18 protein-coding genes are annotated in these 18,509 nt (G+C 70.1%); 11 read left to right on the forward strand and 7 right to left on the reverse strand.

Annotated features, from left to right (window positions below; genetic code table 11):
* Positions 1–26 precede the first annotated feature (26 nt).
* Positions 27–1,487, forward strand: a complete 1,461-nt coding sequence (locus G412_RS0105285; RefSeq protein WP_157839063.1) for a hypothetical protein — start codon at positions 27–29, stop codon at positions 1,485–1,487.
* Between the two features lie 43 nt (positions 1,488–1,530).
* Here the strand turns inward: G412_RS0105285 and G412_RS0105290 are convergent, their stop codons facing one another.
* The 3 genes from G412_RS0105290 to G412_RS0105300 form a co-directional block, all read right to left on the reverse strand.
* Complete coding sequence (locus G412_RS0105290; RefSeq protein WP_028811144.1) at positions 1,531–2,154, reverse strand: hypothetical protein; 624 nt, start codon at positions 2,152–2,154, stop codon at positions 1,531–1,533.
* Between the two features lie 697 nt (positions 2,155–2,851).
* Complete coding sequence (locus G412_RS0105295) at positions 2,852–3,298, reverse strand: PIN domain-containing protein (RefSeq protein WP_028811145.1); 447 nt, start codon at positions 3,296–3,298, stop codon at positions 2,852–2,854.
* Positions 3,295–3,537: a type II toxin-antitoxin system Phd/YefM family antitoxin gene (locus G412_RS0105300; RefSeq protein ID WP_028811146.1), complete on the reverse strand. Its 243-nt coding sequence runs from the start codon at positions 3,535–3,537 to the stop codon at positions 3,295–3,297. Before G412_RS0105300 ends, G412_RS0105295 begins: the two co-directional genes overlap by 4 nt.
* 293 nt (positions 3,538–3,830) lie before the next feature.
* On the opposite strand from G412_RS0105300, the gene G412_RS0105305 reads away from it, so the two are divergent.
* The 7 genes from G412_RS0105305 to G412_RS0105335 all read left to right on the forward strand — a co-directional run bounded on the left by G412_RS0105305 (position 3,831) and on the right by G412_RS0105335 (position 11,728).
* The gene (locus tag G412_RS0105305) at positions 3,831–4,811 is read left to right on the forward strand and encodes an alpha/beta fold hydrolase (RefSeq protein ID WP_028811147.1); all 981 of its coding nucleotides are present in this window, start codon (positions 3,831–3,833) and stop codon (positions 4,809–4,811) included.
* Between the two features lie 182 nt (positions 4,812–4,993).
* Entirely contained in the window at positions 4,994–5,395 is a 402-nt protein-coding gene (locus G412_RS0105310) for a MerR family transcriptional regulator (RefSeq protein ID WP_028811148.1), read from the forward strand.
* Positions 5,396–5,898: 503 nt separating this feature from the next.
* Positions 5,899–7,398 carry a SulP family inorganic anion transporter gene (locus G412_RS0105315; RefSeq protein WP_028811149.1) on the forward strand — a complete coding sequence of 500 codons (1,500 nt, stop codon included), beginning with the start codon at positions 5,899–5,901 and terminating at the stop codon, positions 7,396–7,398.
* A gap of 233 nt (positions 7,399–7,631) precedes the next feature.
* Positions 7,632–9,065, forward strand: coding sequence for an enolase C-terminal domain-like protein (locus tag G412_RS33420; protein ID WP_078606810.1), 1,434 nt, complete (start codon positions 7,632–7,634; stop codon positions 9,063–9,065).
* Entirely contained in the window at positions 9,062–9,853 is a 792-nt protein-coding gene (locus G412_RS0105325) for an SDR family NAD(P)-dependent oxidoreductase (protein ID WP_051338159.1), read from the forward strand. Before G412_RS33420 ends, G412_RS0105325 begins: the two co-directional genes overlap by 4 nt.
* Positions 9,850–10,857, forward strand: coding sequence for an aldo/keto reductase (locus G412_RS0105330; RefSeq protein WP_028811151.1), 1,008 nt, complete (start codon positions 9,850–9,852; stop codon positions 10,855–10,857). Before G412_RS0105325 ends, G412_RS0105330 begins: the two co-directional genes overlap by 4 nt.
* Before the next feature lie 10 nt (positions 10,858–10,867).
* On the forward strand, positions 10,868–11,728 hold the full coding sequence (locus G412_RS0105335) for an amidohydrolase family protein (protein ID WP_028811152.1): 861 nt from the start codon (positions 10,868–10,870) through the stop codon (positions 11,726–11,728).
* A 26-nt stretch (positions 11,729–11,754) separates the two neighbouring features.
* On the opposite strand, the gene G412_RS0105340 is transcribed toward G412_RS0105335, so the two are convergent.
* The 3 genes from G412_RS0105340 to G412_RS0105350 form a co-directional block, all read right to left on the reverse strand.
* Positions 11,755–13,356: a sensor histidine kinase gene (locus G412_RS0105340; protein WP_028811153.1), complete on the reverse strand. Its 1,602-nt coding sequence runs from the start codon at positions 13,354–13,356 to the stop codon at positions 11,755–11,757.
* A 196-nt stretch (positions 13,357–13,552) separates the two neighbouring features.
* On the reverse strand, positions 13,553–14,590 hold the full coding sequence (gene mreB / locus G412_RS0105345; protein ID WP_028811154.1) for a rod shape-determining protein: 1,038 nt from the start codon (positions 14,588–14,590) through the stop codon (positions 13,553–13,555).
* A gap of 152 nt (positions 14,591–14,742) precedes the next feature.
* Positions 14,743–15,318, reverse strand: coding sequence for a hypothetical protein (locus G412_RS0105350; protein ID WP_028811155.1), 576 nt, complete (start codon positions 15,316–15,318; stop codon positions 14,743–14,745).
* A 112-nt stretch (positions 15,319–15,430) separates the two neighbouring features.
* Here G412_RS0105350 and G412_RS0105355 point away from each other — a divergent pair, with 112 nt between their 5' ends.
* Positions 15,431–16,390, forward strand: coding sequence for an SCO2400 family protein (locus G412_RS0105355; protein WP_028811156.1), 960 nt, complete (start codon positions 15,431–15,433; stop codon positions 16,388–16,390).
* A 65-nt stretch (positions 16,391–16,455) separates the two neighbouring features.
* Here G412_RS0105355 and G412_RS0105360 read toward each other — a convergent pair whose 3' ends face one another.
* Positions 16,456–16,893, reverse strand: coding sequence for a MarR family winged helix-turn-helix transcriptional regulator (locus G412_RS0105360; protein ID WP_028811157.1), 438 nt, complete (start codon positions 16,891–16,893; stop codon positions 16,456–16,458).
* Between the two features lie 92 nt (positions 16,894–16,985).
* On the opposite strand from G412_RS0105360, the gene G412_RS0105365 reads away from it, so the two are divergent.
* A complete protein-coding gene (locus G412_RS0105365) occupies positions 16,986–18,005 on the forward strand; it encodes an NADP-dependent oxidoreductase (protein ID WP_028811158.1) in 1,020 nt (339 codons plus the stop codon).
* 67 nt (positions 18,006–18,072) lie between these two features.
* Positions 18,073–18,501, forward strand: a complete 429-nt coding sequence (locus tag G412_RS0105370; RefSeq protein ID WP_028811159.1) for an organic hydroperoxide resistance protein — start codon at positions 18,073–18,075, stop codon at positions 18,499–18,501.
* Positions 18,502–18,509: the final 8 nt, after the last annotated feature.

Consider the following 18,509-nt stretch of genomic DNA (forward strand, 5'->3'; position numbering starts at 1 on the left):
ACCTCCGTTTCTAGAAGGGCTGTTGCATGAGCGTCGTCATGGTGAACGCCACCAACCTGCTGCCGTACGAACCGTCGACCGACCCGAAACCGTTGCGGGTGAGCTCCGCCGAGGAAACCGAATACGGCTCCGTCAACATCAATGTCGGCGGCGGCATCACCACGTCGGCCTGGTGCAACAAAATCACCGTCCGGGTGCCGGTCGGAACGGGGGCCGAGCACCTCACCACCGAAGGCGCCGACATCAAGACCGGCGCCAGCACCGGCTGGACGCCGTCCGCCGCCACCGTCTCCGGCGGCTTCGCGGTCATCACCTTCACCCCGGCCCGCGGGGTGCAGTTCACCGGGCAGATCGTCACCCTCACCCTGTCCAACATCGCAGTCAACCGCACGGCGGGTCAGGTCTCCATCGCGATCGTCGAGAGTTCGTCAAGGACGAACGGGAGCTTCACCAACAAGGACGCTGCGGTCGTGGTGGACAAGTTCCCGGCCGGGTTCGTGTTCCGGAATTTCGCGCCCGAGAAGATCATGGTGGAGAACGGTGAGGTCGCCGTGCTCCGTTGGGAGGGCTCGGACGCGAAGTACACGATGCACTGGGGCGACACCCCCGCCGGAGTCTCCCTCGACAAGGAACGTGTCTGGCCCACCCCGCGCGGCCTGACCACCGTCACCGGTTTCATGCTCCGCGCCGAAGTCACAGCCGGTGGCGTCACCCTCACCCACACCCTGACCACGGCGGTCACCGTACGCATTCCTGACCTCGTCGTCAGGAACCTCACCGTCCAGGGCCCGGCCACATTCGCCGACAGCGTCAGTCTCAGTAACACCGCCAAGGACCTGACGGTGGCCGGATCGGTGCGCGGTGCGGGCAGCAACCCCTTGAGGGTCAGCCAGAACGCGGGCCTGAAGGTCGACGCGGTCCTCACCGTCACCGGGGCGAGCACCTTCAACAACAACGTCACCGTCGCCACGGGCAAGACCCTCCGGGCCGCCGGGCCGGTTGAGTTCGCCGGTACGGTGCAGGGGTTCGGCCACCCCGCCTACCGGCGCTCCTGGACGCAGGGGACCGTGCCGGCCTACAGCAACTGGTTCCTCGCGGACGCCCCCACCGACGGAATCCTGTCCGGACAGGTAAGGGGTCCGAACGGATCCGACATCAGCACCAGTCTGATTGTCTTTACCGACGGCCGCTACAACTACGTCACCCCTCCGGCGCTGCCCGGCATGGCATCGTTCTCGATTCCGCTGCGCAAGAACCAGGCGTTCTACATCTACTCAGAAGTGAACTCTGACTTCTGGCGCCTTTTCATGACGCTGACCCTGCTCTGGTTCCCGCTGGGCCAGTCCGTCGACCTCCGGGTGCACTCCGCGGGAGCTCCGGCACCGACGGCAGAGACCGCGCAGGAGCCCGGGACCGAGCCTGTCCCGCAGGAGTTCGTTCCGCTGAAAATGCCTGAAGACATTCCTGAGGCCGCCCCTGAGGCGTGAATCTGGGAAGCCCAGAAAGGGGCCATGGGGTGATCTTGAAGCCCTAGAGGCCCGCCCGGCGTGAGGCACATGTGTTGGGCCTGGCTTGCGCGTCGGAGAGCCCGGGGAGCATTTCGTGAGGGTGGATGGCTTCCTGTACGACGGTGTGGGTCTTGGTGTTGTACCGGATGATGCGGTGCTCCGCGGCGCCGGACCAATACCTGCTGATGTACAGGTCGGTGGGGCTGCCCGGCACTGGGCAGACGGCGCCGAGGTGGACGACATGGCCGCTGGGCAGTCCGGGAAACCCATCCTCGATAGGGCGGGGGCCCACCCTTGTGTGCGTCTTCGCGTTGTACTGGATGTACTTGTCATATGCGAACAGCCAGATGTCGGTAGCGCTGCCCGGTACGCGGCAGCCCGTGTCGAGGTTGCGGCCGTAGTGGGTAGTCCAGCTGGTGCCCTTCAGACCGGGCAGTACTTCCTGGACGTTTTGGACCGGCGAGTGGGCCTGCTCGACCCTCACGTACAGGGTGAACTTGCCCTCGCCGCGTCCCAGCTGTTCGCGGCCGTTGAAGTAGAAGCCGATGTCCTTCATGTTCAGGGCCCGCAGGGTGGCGCGGTCTAGGGTGCACGTCTCATCCGCGATGGAGTCGTCCTCCATCGCGTTGGTGAGCGCTTGGAGCATGGCCTGTGGTGATCACGGCGCAGGTTGTCCGCGATGTCGCTCGGCGCCGACGCGTCGCCCCGATGCTTCCACCACCGTCGGGCCGCCCGCTACTTAACGTAGCTGTGCTGTCAGCAGTGAACAGGCCCAAGGCTTGTGAAACCCGTCGTCGCCGGATGGTGATCCGCCAGTTCGGGGAGCCGAGAGCCCCCGTACCCCCCGGAGGGCATCGGGGGGGCAGAAGCTGGTGTGGCGAACGCCTAACCGATCCCGATCGAGCGGGATCGAGGAGGATGAAGCCGGATGGAAACCGGCGTAAAAGTCCGTTCCTTCGGCATCTTCGCAGGTGAGACGCATCACTGGAATGGGTTCGAGTCCCACCCGCCCCACCACGCAGTGGTCGCGCAGAATCGTTTCTACTTGCGGAAACGTTGGGACGGGGGTCGCCACTCCAGGGTGATGACCCCCGTTCATTCGTTCAGATCAAGATCTAGTGGAGCGCAGTGGACGCGGGTGTCCAGAATGCCGCCCATGTCTCGTTCATCCTGTGATGTGATCACGAATGGCTTGCTGGCAAGTGGTTGACGGGCGGCGTCCGGCGGACGGTGCACCGGCCGGGAGCACACCGAGTGGATCCACCTGAGAGGCTTACCCGTCAGGTCTTTCTGAGGTCGGCAAGGGATCTCGGCATGCTTCGCGGCGACGTCAGCCCTAGCGTTTACAGGTCGTCGGGCAAGAGCCGGAAGGCTTTGTGGCCGGTCAGGGGTCGGACCATGCGGAAGTGGCGGTGCGTGGTGAACACGGCGTCGGTTCGGTACGCGGCGGCCAGGGCCACGTTCATTGCATCGGTCAATCCCATGCCCTTCCCTCCGTCAGCGTCTGCGTACCCTTCGGCGACAGCGATCGCTGCGCTCAGGTGCTCGGCGACAGAGGGCACCTCGAACCGGCGGGTGGCCGTGTTGCGTTCGATGAACCGGGCCGCGGCCAGAGCCTTGCGGAGCCCGCCTCTTGCCGCGATCAGGTAGTCCAGTTCGGCCAGGACCATGGGGGAGACGATGAGGTGACTGATGGCTGCCAGCGCCTCTTTGTGCTCCTCGTGCCCGGTGAGTTTCGGGTCGAGCAGACGGTAGAGGGCGTTGGTGTCGGCGATGGCGACCAGGCTCACGAACCCATCCCCCTGAGCGCGTCGTCGATCTCATCGTTGGTGAGGTCAGGAAGGTCGAGCTCCGGCAGGTCGATGGGGCCCATGGGATCCGTGGGGTACGGGGGGATGTCCTCGTCGGTGATCGGGACGACGCGCGCGACGGCGACGCCGTTCTTGGTGACGACGACGGTCTCGCCCCGTGCTGCAGCGGCGAGGATCTGCGAGGACTTCTGATTGAACTCGCGGGCGGTAGCCTCCATGTACTACATGTTACTACCGCGCGGGCTCCATCCCTCGGGTGAAGAGGGTGGCGGCTTACTTATCGGTACGGCGCCCCGATGTGCGGCCAGATGCAGCGCATGTTCCGTGGGGTGAAGTCGCACTCGAGATCGCGGAATGTGTGACACGGGAGCGTCACTGCCCAGAGTGAATTGCTGAAACGGCAATAAGGCTGGTTCTCCCAGTAGCGTCGGCGGAATGATCGGCCCTCAGGCCCGGCCCGGCGGATCGGCGGCGGTCGTGGCCCACGCAGGCCGATGGATTCGGAGTACTCATGCCCCCGCACCTCACGGATGTCTCTCACCGCTTAGTCTCCTCACCGGCAGGCCGGATCCATCTGGCCGAACAGGGAACCGGGCCGCTGGTGCTGCTCGTGCACGGTTTCCCCGAGTGCTGGTATTCCTGGCGCCACCAGCTACCGGTACTGGCAGCGGCCGGATATCGCGCGGTCGCCATTGATGTGCGCGGCTACGGCCGCTCCTCCAAGCCCGCTGACGCGGCCGCGTACCGGATGCCTGACCTGGTGGAGGACAACGCCGAGGTGGTGCATGCCCTGGGCGAGGAGACGGCCGTGATCGTCGGCCACGACTGGGGGGCGACCATCGCCGCCAACTCCGCCCTGCTCAGGCCGGAGGTTTTCCGCGCGGTGGGGCTGCTCAGCGTTCCCTACACACCACGCGGCGGACCGCGGCCCAGCGAGGTCTTCGCGAAGATGGGTGGGGACGAGGAGATTTACGTCTCCTACTTCCAACAGCCAGGCCGGGCCGAGGCCGAGATCGAACCCGATGTGCGCGGCTGGCTCGCGGGTTTGTACGCGGCCATGTCGGGCGACACCATGCCCGCGTCAGGGGCTCCGGACCCGCACTTCGTCAGCAACGGCGGCATGTTGCGTGACCGGTTCCCGGCCGGCCGGCTGCCCGCCTGGCTCAGTGAGGATGATCTGGACGTTTATGCCGGGGAGTTCGAACGTACCGGCCTGACCGGAGCCCTGAACCGCTACCGGAACATGGATCGCGACTGGGAAGACCTCGCGGCCTTCGACGGCGCCCCCGTCGCCCAGCCGTCGGTGTTCATCGGCGGCCGCCTGGACGCCTCCACCATGTGGCTGGCCGACGCGATCAACGCGTACCCCACCACGCTGCCCGGACTGAGCTCCTCCCACCTCCTCGACAACTGCGGCCACTGGATCCAGCAAGAACGACCCGCCGAGGTCAACAAGATCCTGACCGACTGGCTGACAACCCTGCCCCGCTGAAGCACCCGCGCAGGGCCGTCCCGTGTGGCTGCCTCAACTTGCCCTAACGTGAGGGGAGGGTGTGGGTATGCGGCTTGTCCGATACGGGTGGACAAGCCCTCGGCCATGCCATTCCGGCCACGTATGCTGGAGCGCTTCGATCTTTCGAAGGTCGGCGGGGCAGAGAAGGAGTAGGCGCGGCCATGACAGAGCGGCGGATGCAGATCGGCGAGGTGGCCGAACGGACGGGCTTGTCGCTGCGCACGATCCGGCACTACGAGGAAGTCGGCCTCGTCATCCCCTCGGCCCGCAGCAAGGGCGGTTTTCGCCTCTACACCGACGCCGATGTCGAGCGGCTGATGGTGATCCGCCGGATGAAGCCGCTGGACTTCTCCCTGGAGGAAATGCGGGATCTGCTGGACATCACCGACCGAATCGCTGCTACGGACGTTCCGGCCACCGGTGAGGAGCGAGAGCGTCTCCGTGAGCGTCTCGACTCCTACCGCAAGGTCGCAGACGCTCGCTGCCAGACGCTGCGCGCGCAGTTGATGGCCGCTGAGGATTTCGCGGCGACGCTGAGGCGCCGGATGCGTGCGGGGCACTGACGTGTACCTCCGCGACCCTGACGCGGGTGGGGAAGGTACGGGGTCAGAGCGTTCGCTGCATAGCGCCTTCCGCTGGAGGTTGCGGCTGAGCGGATTCGAAGCGGGCTCCGCGACGCCAGGCCAGCGATATCTACCTCGATGTTAGAGTTGGGTGCTCGGCGCTGATGTCTCGTTGCCCCTGCGGTTCATGGTGCGGACGGGCTCCGAGACTGGGGCCTGAGCCAGGACCGGGACTGGGACCCCGATCGGGACCGACGATGTTCCCGGCGACGATCGACGGATATGGCGGGAGGTCGCGTGCTACTGGCCACGATGTCGTATCCCGGCCTGCCCGCCTGACGCGCTGCCCGGTGGCGCACCACCTGGCGTTGTCCGCTCCCTGAGGGCCCCCAGGCCCGCCGCTCGCGGGCGTTCTGCGGGATGCCACCCGGCCTCTCGCGCTTCCATGCATGCTCCACCCACGGTGTCGCGGGCGTGCCCGAGTACGACAGGTCCTGCTCCTCTTGTCTTCTTCCGTACGGTCCGCCGCCGACCGGCTGCGTGATTACCGCCCGTCCTGGCTGTCCCCCAAGGTCTTCCGCACAGAGGTGCTCGCCGGCCTCGTGGTGGCGCTCGCTCTGATCCCCGAGGCGATCTCGTTCTCGATCATCGCCGGCGTCGACCCTGCCATCGGCCTGTTCGCGTCCTTCACCATGGCTGTGGTCATCTCGATCGTCGGCGGGCGGCGGGCGATGATCTCCGCCGCGACCGGCGCCGTCGCCCTGGTCATCGCGCCTCTCAACCGCGAGCACGGCCTCGGCTACCTGATCGCCGCCGTCATCCTGGCCGGTGTCATCCAGGTCGCGCTGGGTGCGCTCGGTGTCGCGAAGCTGATGCGGTTCGTGCCGCGCTCGGTGATGGTCGGTTTCGTCAACGCGCTCGCGATTCTCGTCTTCATGGCCCAGGTGCCGGAGATGCACAACGTGCCGTGGCCGGTCTACCCGCTGATCGCGGCAGGTCTGGCGCTGATGGTGTTCTTCCCGAAGATCACCACCCTGATCCCGGCGCCGCTCGTCTCGATCGCCATCCTGACCGTGATCACGGTCGCAGCCGGCATCGCGGTCCCGACGGTGGGCGACAAGGGCGCCCTGCCGTCATCGCTGCCGGTCCCGGGCCTGCCGGACGTGCCGTTCACGATGGACACCCTGGCGACGATCGCTCCGTACGCCTTCGCGATGGCACTGGTCGGCCTGATGGAGTCGCTGATGACGGCCAAGCTCATCGACGACATCACCGACACGCGCTCCTCCAAGACGCGTGAGTCCATCGGCCAGGGCATCGCGAACATCGTCACCGGCTTCTTCGGCGGCATGGGTGGTTGCGCCGTGATCGGCCAGACGATGATCAACGTGAAGGTGTCCGGAGCCCGCACCCGCCTGTCCACGTTCCTGGCGGGCGCGTTCCTGATGGTGCTGTGCATCGTCTTCGGACCGGTCGTCTCCGACATTCCGATGGCCGCCCTGGTCGCCGTCATGGTCATGGTCTCGTTCGCGACCTTCGACTGGCACTCCATCGCCCCCAAGACGCTCCAGCGGATGCCGGCCGGTGAGATCGCCGTCATGGCCATCACCGTGATCTGCGTGGTCGCCACCGGCAACCTCGCCATCGGCGTCGTCGTCGGCTGCGTCACCGCCATGGTCATCTTCGCCAAGCGTGTCGCCCACCTCGCTAACGTCACCGCCGTCACCGGCCCCGACGGCTGCAGCGTCGTCTACGGGGTCACCGGCGAGCTGTTCTTCGCCTCCTCCAACGACCTGGTCACCCAGTTCGACTACGCGGGCGACCCGGACAAGGTCGTCATCGACCTCTCGGCGGCCCACATCTGGGACGCCTCTTCCGTCGCCGCCCTCGATGCCATCGAGACCAAGTACAGGCAGCGGGGCAAGACGGTGGAGATCATCGGGCTGAACAATCCCAGCGCCGATCTGCACAGCAAGCTCAGCGGCGAGCTCACCAGTCACTGACCCGTCCGTTCAAAGTAGGACTGGAGCCGGATTCATCGGATCAATGTGCCGGTTTCCTCGGGGAAATTGGGTTTTAGGGGTGTCGGAGGGGCCGAAAGGTCTGATAAATATGCGTCGCGGACCGACGCAGGCGGGACCCCGGCCGCGTCCCCCGTACCTTCCCCGGTGAGGAGCGGTCCGATGACTGGCAGGACAGTGCGGAACAGGACACGAGCGGCACGCGCGGTGGCACCGTGACCCCGGCCCGGACCCCAACACGCCCCCGCATCACCGCCGTCGAGACGTACGACATCAGGTTTCCCACCTCGCGGCAGCTCGACGGCTCCGACGCCATGAACCTCGACCCCGACTACTCCGCCGCCTATGTGGTGCTGCGCACCGACGCGCCGGACGGTCACGAAGGGCACGGATTCACCTTCACCATCGGGCGCGGCAACGACGTCCAGGTCGCGGCCATCGAGGCCCTGCGCCCGCACCTCCTCGGGCGGCCGGCCGACGAACTGTGCGCCGACCCGGGCACGCTCGGCCGCGACCTGACCGGGGACAGCCAACTGCGCTGGCTCGGCCCGGAGAAGGGCGTGATGCACATGGCGATCGGGGCGGTCGTCAACGCCGCCTGGGACCTGGCCGCCAAGCGGGCCGGCAAGCCGCTGTGGCAGTTCCTCGCCGACGCCGAACCCGAGTGGCTCGTCTCGCAGGTCGACTTCCGCTACATCGCGGACGTACTGAGCCCCCAGGACGCGCTGGGGCTGCTGCGGCGGGGCCGGGAGGGGCGCGGCGAGCGGAAGGCGCTGCTGCGCGCGAACGGGTACCCCGGCTACACGACGTCGCCGGGCTGGCTCGGTTACTCCGACGAGAAGCTGACCCGGCTCGCCCGGCGGGCCGTCGCCGACGGCTTCACCCAGATCAAGCTGAAGGTCGGCGCGGACCTCGCGGACGACATCCGCCGCCTGCGGACCGCGCGCGCCGCCGTCGGCCCGGACATCCGCATCGCGATCGACGCCAACCAGCGGTGGAACGTCGGTGAGGCCGTGGAATGGACGCGGGCACTGGCCGAGTTCGCCCCGTACTGGATCGAGGAGCCGACCAGCCCCGACGACGTCCTCGGGCACGCCGAGATCCGCAAGGCTGTGGCTCCGGTGAAGGTCGCCACCGGCGAACACGTACAGAACCGCGTCATCTTCAAGCAGTTGCTCCAGGCCGGGGCCATCGACGTACTACAGATCGATGCCGCGCGGGTCGGTGGCGTCAACGAGAACCTGGCGATCCTGCTGCTCGCGGCGAAGTTCGGGGTGCCGGTGTGCCCGCACGCGGGCGGGGTCGGGCTGTGCGAGCTGGTGCAGCACCTGTCGATGTTCGATTACGTCGCGCTCACGGGGACCACCGAGGACCGTGTCATCGAGTACGTCGACCACCTCCACGAGCACTTCACCGACCCCGTGGTGCTGCGGGACGGGCACTACGCGGCGCCGGACGCGCCCGGGTTCTCGGCGACGATGCGGCCCGGCTCGATCGCCGAATTCACTTATCCGGGCGGGACGTTCTGGGCGGCGGACCTGGCCGGCGCCGCCGCTGCCACCGGTGCCGCCGCTGCCACCGGTGCCGCCCGTGCCCCCGCTGCCGCCCGTGCCGCCGCTTCCACCGCCGTCGAGGAGAGCGCCGTATGACCGACCGGACCAGTGCCCCGGACACCGACCCCAACCGCCTCGACGGCCTCAAGGCCCTGGTGACCGGCGGTGCTTCCGGCATCGGCCTCGCCACCGCCCGGCTGCTCGCCGCACGCGGCGCCGACGTCGCCGTACTCGACCTGGACCCGTCCGGTGCGCGGGCGCCGCTGCACCGGATCAAGGCGGACGTCTCGGACGACACGTCCGTACGGGAAGGAGTCGGCGCGGCGGTGGAACGGCTCGGCGGGCTCGACATCCTGGTCAACAACGCGGGCATCGGCGCCTCGGGCACGGTCGAGGACAACGACGACGCGCAGTGGCACCGCGTCCTGGACGTCAACGTTCTCGGCATGGTCCGCACCACCCGAGCCGCGCTGCCGCACCTTCGGCGCTCCGCGCACGCGGCGGTCGTCAACACCTGCTCGATCGCCGCGACGGCCGGTCTGCCGCAACGTGCGCTGTACAGCGCGAGCAAGGGCGCGGTGCTGTCGCTGACCCTCGCGATGGCGGCCGACCACGTACGGGAAGGGGTTCGCGTGAACTGCGTGAACCCTGGTACGGCCGATACCCCCTGGGTCGGCCGCCTGCTGGACGCCGCCGACGACCCGCAGGCCGAGCGCGCCGCGCTCAACGCCCGCCAGCCCATGGGCCGCCTCGTCAGCGCCGAGGAGGTGGCCGCCGCCATCGCGTACCTGGCGAGTCCGGCGGCGGCCTCTGTCACCGGCACCGCGCTCGCGGTCGACGGCGGCATGCAGGGCTTGCGACTGCGCCCGGCGGCGGCCCGGTGAGCCTTCCGGGGGACGTCGCCACCCTCGGGCGCAGCGGTGTGCCCGTCACCTCCCTGTCCTTCGGGGCCGCCGCGCTCGGGAACCTCTTCGCGCCCGTCACCGACGAGGCGGCCGCCGCGGCGGTCGAGGCCGCGTGGGACGCCGGTATCCGTTACTTCGACACCGCCCCGCACTACGGCCTCGGGCTCTCCGAGCGGCGGCTGGGGGACGCCCTGCGCGGGCGGGCCCGTGACACGTACACCCTCTCCACCAAGGTGGGACGGCTGCTGGTCGCGGACGGGCGCGGCGGTACGGACGGCGAGGGCTTCGCCGTGCCCGCCACGCACCGCCGCGTCTGGGACTTCAGCGGCGACGGCATCCGCCGATCCGTCGAGGACAGCCTGCGGCGGCTCGGCCTGGACCGGATCGACGTCGTCTACCTCCACGACCCCGACGACCACGCCGAGCAGGCGTTCCGCGAGGGCTACCCGGCGCTGGAGCGGCTGCGCGCCGAGGGCACCGTACGGGCGATCGGCGCCGGCATGAACCAGACCGCGATGCTCACCCGCTTCCTCCGCGACACCGATGTGGACACGGTGCTGTGCGCGGGCCGCTACACCCTCCTCGACCAGCGCGCGGCCGACAGCCTCCTGCCCGAGGCCGCCGCGCGCGGCAAGAGCGTCGTCGTCGGCGGGGTCTTCAACTCCGGCCTGCTGGCCGACCCGCGCCCCGGCGCGACGTACGACTACGCTCCCGCGTCGGTGAACCTCCTCGGCCGCGCCCTGCGCACCGAGGCCGTCGCCGCGCGCCACGGCGTCCCGCTGCGCGCCGCCGCCCTGCGTTTCCCCTTCGGCCAGGCCGCGGTGGCGAGTGTGCTGGTCGGAGCGCGGTCGGCGGCGGAAGTGGCGGACGCGACCGCCATGTTCGCGACACGCGTGCCGGCCCGGATGTGGGAGGAGCTGCGCGGGGAGGGTTTGCTGGGGGCGGACGTACCGGTCCCGGTCGAGGTCGGGAAGCAACCATGAGAGTCGCCCTGTGACCGCTGTACGTCGCCTCGTGGACGCGCACCACCACGTGTGGGACCTGTCCGTACGCGCACAGGACTGGATCACCGGGCCCGAACTCGCCCCGATCCGGCGCGACTTCCTGATCGACGACCTGGTTCCGGAGGCCGCGGCCTCGGGGGTCGACGCGACCGTACTCGTCCAGACGGTCACCGTGCCCGATGAGACCCCGGAGTTCCTCGCCCTGGCCGCCACCAGCGATCTGATCGCGGGGGTGGTCGGCTGGACCGACCTCGCCGCGCCGGGCGTCGCTGACGCGCTCGCCGGACTGCGCGAACTCCCCGGCGGCGACCGCCTGGTGGGCATCCGCCATCAGGTGCAGAGCGAGCCGGACCCCGAGTGGCTGCTGCGACCGGACGTGCGGCGCGGGCTGGCGGCGGTGGCCGGTGCGGGGCTCGCGTACGACCTGGTGGTCCGGCCAGGGCAACTCCCCGCCGCCGCGAAGGCGGCGGCCGCGCACCCGGATCTGACCTTCGTCCTCGACCACCTGGGCAAGCCGGCGGTCGCGGCCGGGGAGCTGGAGCCGTGGGCCTCGGACGTACGCCGTGCCGCCGCCTTCCCCAACACCGTCTGCAAGCTGTCGGGGCTGGTCACCGAGGCGGACTGGGCGGCCTGGACGGTGGCGGACCTGCGCCCGTACAGCGACACGGCACTCGACGCGTTCGGGCCGTACCGGCTGATGTTCGGCTCGGACTGGCCGGTGTGCCGATTGGCGTCGTCGTACGCGGGGGTGCTGGCGGTGGCGCGGGAGCTGATGGCGGGGCTTGGCGAGGCGGAGCGGGCGGAGGTCTTCGCGGGGACGGCGGACCGGACGTACGGACTGAGGGGGTAGGGCAGGCCGCTGAACCCTCCTCGCGCTCAAAGCGGTGCCTCCCAGGTGGCCGTTGTGTTGCGCCGCCCCGCCTCCTCCGTCCCGTCGTCGGTCACTGTCAGGCGTACGCCGTCCCGCCCGTCCGCCAGCCTCGCCTTCGCGTCGATCTCGACGCGCACCGCCGTGACCCCCGCCCGCCGGTGCGCCGCCGCCAGCGCGCCGCGCAGCTCGGTGAGCAGTTGTCGGCCCACCGGTTCCGGGACCAGGGCGTCCACCGCGCCCGCGAAGTGCACCGACGGCTGGAAGCCCAGCAGCGTGGCCGCGCCGGCCGTCTCGCGCAGGACCCGGCCCCGGAACGTGGCGGGCACGTCCGCCGGGGGCTGTTGCAGCGCGAAGATCGTCGTCCGTACCTCCTGGATGGTGGAGTCCAGCTCGTCGACGGCCGCGCCGAGCAGTTCGTCCATGTCCTGCGGTGTTTCCGCCGCCGCGGCCGCCCGCCGCCGGGTGGACTCCAGCATCATCTCGGTGGCGAACAGCCGCTGTACGACCAGGTCGTGCAGGTCACGCGCGATCCGGTCGCGGTCCTCGAACACCGCGAGCCGCTCCCGGTCCTGCCTGCTGTCCGCCAGCACCAGCGCCAGCGCCGCCTGCGAGGCGAACTGTGAGGCGAGCAGCCGGTCGACCGCCGAATACGGAGGGCCGCCGCGCCGCCGCGGCAGGGCGAGCGTGCCGATCAGCCTGCCGCCGCTCCGGAGCGGCAGCATCATGCTCGGCCCGAAACGGGCCCGTACGCGCGTCGTCATGCGCTCGTCGGTCGCCGAGTCCTCGATGAACACCGGTTCTCCGCCGAGCAGTTGCTCCAGGACCGGACTGCCGGACTCGATGACGGTGCCGATCAGGTCGGCGGGGTCGTCGTGGGTGGACGCGGCGACGATCTCCATGCCGCCCCCGGCGGTGGGCTGGAGGACCACGCCCGCCGAGGCGTCGGCGAGGATACGGGCCTGCTCGGCCACCGTCATCAGCGCGTCCTCGGCACTCTCCCCGGTCAGGAGCGCGGTGGTGCAGGCGGCGGCGCCCTCGATCCAGCGCTCGCGCCGGCGGGCCGTCTCGTACAGCCGCGCGTTGCCGATCGCGATGCCCGCCTGCGAGGCGAGGACGCGCAGCAGCGCCAGGTCGTCCGTGGTGAAACCGGCCGCTCCGGCCGCCGCGTCGGCCGCCCCCTGTTTGTCGGTCAGGTAGAGATTGCCGAAGATCTCGGTGTGGACCCGGATCGGGACGCCGACGAAGGACTTCATGGCGGGGTGACCGGGTGGCAGGCCGGCCGAGCGTACGTCGGCCGACAGGTCGGGGACGAGCAGGGGCCGCCGCTCCTGGAGGAGGTGGCCGATCAGCCCGGTGCGTCCGTCGGGCAGCCGGCCGATGCGCTCGCGCGTCTTGGCGTCGATGCCCGAGGTGAACAGCTCGGTGATGTCGCCGCGCTCGGGATCGACGACTCCCAGCGCGCCGTACCGCGCCCCGGCCAGCTCGGTGGCGGTGTCCACGATCTGCTGGAGGGCGGCGTGCAGCTCACGCTCGGAGCCGACGTTCAGCACGGCTTCCAGCAGCATCGGCAGCCGGGGCGCCACGCCCCCGCCGCTTTCCGGGTTCATGCGCCGCCCTGTACGCGCGCCGCGCCGCTCAGCCCTAGGGGGTGTCTTGCCGATCTTGCCGGGCTCGCGACGCCTGGCACCGCACCTCGCCGCGTTGTCGTCGGTCGCCAATGCTCCGCAGTGGCTCCCTCCTCCGCCTTGCGATCCACGGCACCAGACGCCGCTCCCTGATCCGGCCTGATCGACAAGACACCCCCTAGCCGCTGATCGGGTTGAGGGTCATCGGCTGGATCTTGCCCTCCAGCATCGCCCCGAGCCCGAGTACGGAGCAGACGTCGGGCCGCTCCGCGATGTGCACCGGCATGCCCGTCGCGTCGCGCAGCATCTGGTCGAGGCCCGGCAGCAGAGCGCTGCCGCCGACCATCATGATTCCGCGGTCGGCGAGGTCGGCGACCAGGTCGGGCGGGCAGTCGCGCAGCACCTTCCCGATGCCGTCGATCACAGCGGTGAGGGGGGTGTGGATGGCCTGGCGCACGGCGGCGGTGTCGACGTGCACGGAGCGGGCGAGGCCGGTGGCCACGTCCCGGCCGTGGATCTCGGTGGACGCGGGGCCCTCCGCCGTCAGGCCGTTGCCCCTGAGTGCAAGCTGGAGGGGGCGTACGGACTGGCTCGGCAGCATCAGCTCGTGCTCCTGGCGCAGGTGCTGGATCACCGCGTGGTCGATGGCGTTGCCGCCGATCGGGATGCGCTGAGCGGTGACGATCGAGCCGAGCGAGAGCACCGCCACCTGGGTGGCCGCCGCACCACACACCATGATCATGGTGGCCGACGGCTGTTCCACGGGCAGCCCGCAGCCGACGGCCGCGGCGATGAGCGTGTCGACGAGTTCGACGCGGCGCGCGCCGAGCCCGATGAGGGTCTCGACGGCCGCGCGCTGGGCGAGCGGGTCGCTGTCGTGCGGTGTGCAGGCGGCGGCACGAAGGCGCGGCTTGCGGCGGAGCTGGCGCCGGAGCTTCTCACCGAGGAGGTGGCGCAGCATGCGCTGGGCCATCTCGATGTCGACGACGGTGCCGCCCTTTACGGGGCGTACGACACGGATGTAGTCGGGCGTACGGCCCGTCATCTGTTCGGCGAAGGCGCCGACGGCGATGAGCGCGCCGGTGCGGGTGTTCACGGCGGCCACACTCGGCTCGTCGACGACGAGCCCCACACCCTTCACGAAAACCCGGGTCCTGGCGGCCCCGAGATCGACGGCGATATGGCAACGGCGCAACTGCTCAAGACTGACGGTCACGGCAGGGTCTCCCGAGAGCGCTGACGGACCGGCGGGTGCCGGTCCTGCTTCGCATCGTGCGGGGGCCGGTGACCGGGCGCGCGCTGGGTGAGCCGGTCGGGCGTACGAGCTGACACCGTGCCAGGAGCCGGTCCGCGCCGCTCCGGCCCATGTCATGCGCCGTCAGGAAACCCCACGCGCTGCAACAAACCCCAGGTGAACTCCGCGACACAGGGTTTGCCGCCAGGCAGCGTCAGCCCGAGCCGCCACCGGGTGGGCGCCGTTCCCTCCATCGGGCGAGCCGGGGGGAAGGCGCGGGCCACCTCGTCGACGGTGCACGACCAGGGGCGCAGGTCACCGGCCGTACGCAGCTCGGGGCCCGGCGCGCAGGGGGCCCGGACCAGCCACTCGTTCCATACGGCGCCGCCCGGCGCGGTCAGCACCTCGAAGCGCAGGCCGGGCCAGAGCGGCACCGGCCAGGCCAGGGCGTCGCACTCCAGGTCGCCGATCCTGCGGCGTACGGACGTCTCGGGCTCCCCGAGCACCGAGCGGTAGCGCGCCACCGAGCCGCGCGCCCGCGGCGAACGCACCATCGCCTGCCAGCGGCGATTGGCCTCGCGCAGCTCGGCGAGCGTCACACCGAGCTCGCGGCGGGCGTCCTCGACCAGCCCCGGCTGGTGGTCCGCCATCCGGCGCAGCAGCACGAGCTGGAAGTCGAGCGGCCCGAAGGGGTGCGTGCCCGTATGCATACGTCCATCCTGCCCTGCCCCACTGACACGCCGCGGAATACGCGCTTCCACACAGGATCCTCACATCATCGGCTCCCGATGTTGACCCTGTGACGCATAGCCTGCGGGCGCCATGGACTACTGCTACTCCTGCCGCAGGCACCTCAACGGCGCTCTGGCCTGCGCCGGATGCGGAGCCCCCGTCGGTGCACTCGGCCACGCCGCGCCGGAAAGCTATGCCGCGCCCGCGAGCCAAGCCGGGCCCGAAAGCTACGCCGCGCCCGCGAGCTACGCCGCGCCTGAGGTGCCCGCCGGACACGACGTCCATCACCCTCGGGACGTTCCCGACGCTTACGGCGGGCATAGTGTGCACGGCGTCCACGGTTACGACGTTGCCGAGGCGCAGGGCAGGGACGGCAGTCACACCGCGGCCGCCGAGCCCGACGCTGACGCGGCGACGCCCGGCGACGAGACCACCCCCGCTGGCCCCGGCCGCGCGGCCCGGCGTACGGAGCGGGCCCGCAGTGGCCGCAGGGCGCACCGGCGCCGGGGCCGCAAGGTGGTCCTCGTGAGCATGGGGCTGGTGCTGGCCGGCGGTGCGCTGAGTCTGGCCGAGCTCGCCACGGAGTCCTCGGGCCGGGGGTGGGTGTCCGGGGTCGTGGGGGGCGGCGACGACGAGGATGAGGATGAGGACGAGGGCGGTCCCGGCGAGCCGGGCGCGACCAGTGACGGAGGGACCGCCGGCGCCGACGAGGCCGTGGGTGCGGTGGCGGGCCCCTCGGCGTCCGGGCGTACCGCGTCCGCCTCCGCGTCGGCCTCCGCGTCGGACAGCGGCTCGCCGTCCGCCAAGCCCTCGAAGTCCGCTTCGGCGAAGGCCACGGACACCGCCGGTGCCACCGCCTCCGATCCCCAGTCGGCACCCGCCGACGCGCCCGCGCAGCCCGGCGGCGGTGCGTCGACCACACCCGCGCCCGAGCAGCCGGCCCCGCCCCCGCCGCCGCCGTCGTCCACGGACCCCGGCCCCGCACCCCAGCCGACACCGGAGCCCACGCCGACCGAGACCTGCGACCGGTTCCTGTGGTGGTGCACCTGAGGTGCGCCTGAGGTGCGCCTGAGACGGGCCGGGTCGTGCCTGGGCCGGAGCTGCCCCTGGGGCGGTCAGTTCCCGAGCATCCGCTTCAGCAGGTCGCGCAGTGCGGTGCGCTCGTCGTACGACAGCCCGCCGAGCGGCTCGCGCGCGAAGTCCAGCGATGCGCGCAGCCTGGCCGCGGTGCGCCGCCCGTCCTCGGTGACGGCGGCGAGTTTGACGCGCCGGTCGGCCGGGTCGGGCCGTCGCTCGACCAGTCCGCGCGTCTCCAGCCGGTCGACGATCCCGGTGACGTTCGACGGCTCGCATTTCAATTTCCTGGCGATACGACGCATGGGCATCGCTTCCAGGGAGAGCAGAGCCAGCACGCGCGCCTGGGCGCCGGTGAGTGAGTGTTCGGCCGCCGCCTCGTCGTACTCCTCGTGGTAGCGGGAGACGACCTCGCCGATGAGCTCGACGACTTCGAGAGTCAGCGGGTCTGTGAGAGGCGGGTCTGTGCGAGGGGCCATGCAACCCATCGTAGCGATTTGCTTGACAAAGTGAAATATCCAGGCGCATGGTTGTTTCAGTACCTGAAGCTTTTTGAAGGAGGTCGCATCGCATGACCGCACTGCCCACGACCGGCCGCTCCTGGCACCTCGTCGCCCGCCCGCACGGCTGGCCCAAGCGCGAGGACTTCGCCCTGCGCGAGGCCCCGGTGGCCGAGCCGGGCGCGGGCCGCATCCTGGTCCGCAACCTCCACTTCTCGGTCGACCCCTATATGCGCGGCCGTATGAACGACGTGAAGTCGTACGTCCCGCCGTTCAAGCTGGACCAGCCGATGGACGGCGGCGCGGTCGGCGAGGTCATCGCCTCCGCCGACGAGCGCTTCGCCGTCGGTGACCACGTCCTGCACGGTCTCGGCTGGCGCGAGTACGCCGACGTCGACGCCAAGCACGCCACAAAGGTCGACGCCGCGCTCGCCCCGCTCTCCGCCTACCTCGGTGTCCTGGGCATGCCGGGCCTCACCGCCTACGCGGGCCTCTTCGAGGTCGCCTCCTTCAAGGAGGGCGACGCCGTCTTCGTCTCCGGCGCGGCCGGCGCCGTCGGCAGCCAGGTCGGCCAGATGGCGAAGCTCCGGGGCGCCTCGCGTGTCATCGGTTCCGCGGGCTCCGACGAGAAGGTCAAGCACCTCGTCGAGGACCTCGGCTTCGACGCCGCCTTCAACTACAAGAACGGCCCCGTCGCGGACCAGCTCCGCGAGGCCGCGCCCGACGGCATCGACGTCTACTTCGACAACGTCGGCGGCGACCACCTCGAAGCGGCCATCGGCTCGCTGAACGTGCACGGCCGGGCGACCATCTGCGGCATGATCGCGCAGTACAACAACACGGAGTCGACGCCGGGTCCGCGCAACATGGCGCTGATCATCGGCAAGCGGCTGCGCCTCCAGGGCGTTCTGGTCAGCGACCACGCCGCGCTCCAGCCGCAGTTTGTCGAGGACGTGTCGGCCTGGATCCGCTCCGGCGAGCTCAAGTACAGCGAGACGTTCGTCGAGGGCATCGAGAACGGTTACGACGCGTTCGTCGGTCTGCTCCGCGGCGAGAACACCGGCAAGATGGTCGTTTCCCTCACCCGATAAGCTCACCACCAGCCGCCGCGGTCGTGGGCGCGAGTCGCGGCGTACAAAGCAGGAGGAATACCTCAGCATGACCATTCTCGACATAGACGTGAAGTACACCGCTGTCGCCACCGCCGAGAACGGCCGTGACGGCCGCGTCGCGACGGACGACGGCAAGCTCGACGTCGTCGTCAACCCGCCGAAGGAGATGGGCGGCAGTGGCGCCGGCACCAACCCGGAGCAGCTGTTCGCCGCCGGCTACAGCGCCTGCTTCCAGGGTGCGCTCGGTGTCGTCGCGCGCAAGGAGAAGGTGGACATCTCCGGCTCGACCGTGACCGCGAAGGTCGGGATCGGCTCGAACGGGAACGGTGGGTTCGGCCTTGAGGTCGCGCTCTCCGCGCACATCCCGAACGTGGACGAGGCGACCGCGCTGGACCTGCTGGAGAAGGCGCACCAGGTGTGCCCCTACTCGAACGCGACCCGCGGCAACATCAAGGTCGACCTGGCCGTCGTCTGACGTACGGA

Origin of the sequence: Streptomyces flavidovirens DSM 40150, assembly GCF_000429085.1 — a bacterium.
GTDB classification, from domain to species: domain Bacteria; phylum Actinomycetota; class Actinomycetes; order Streptomycetales; family Streptomycetaceae; genus Streptomyces; species Streptomyces flavidovirens.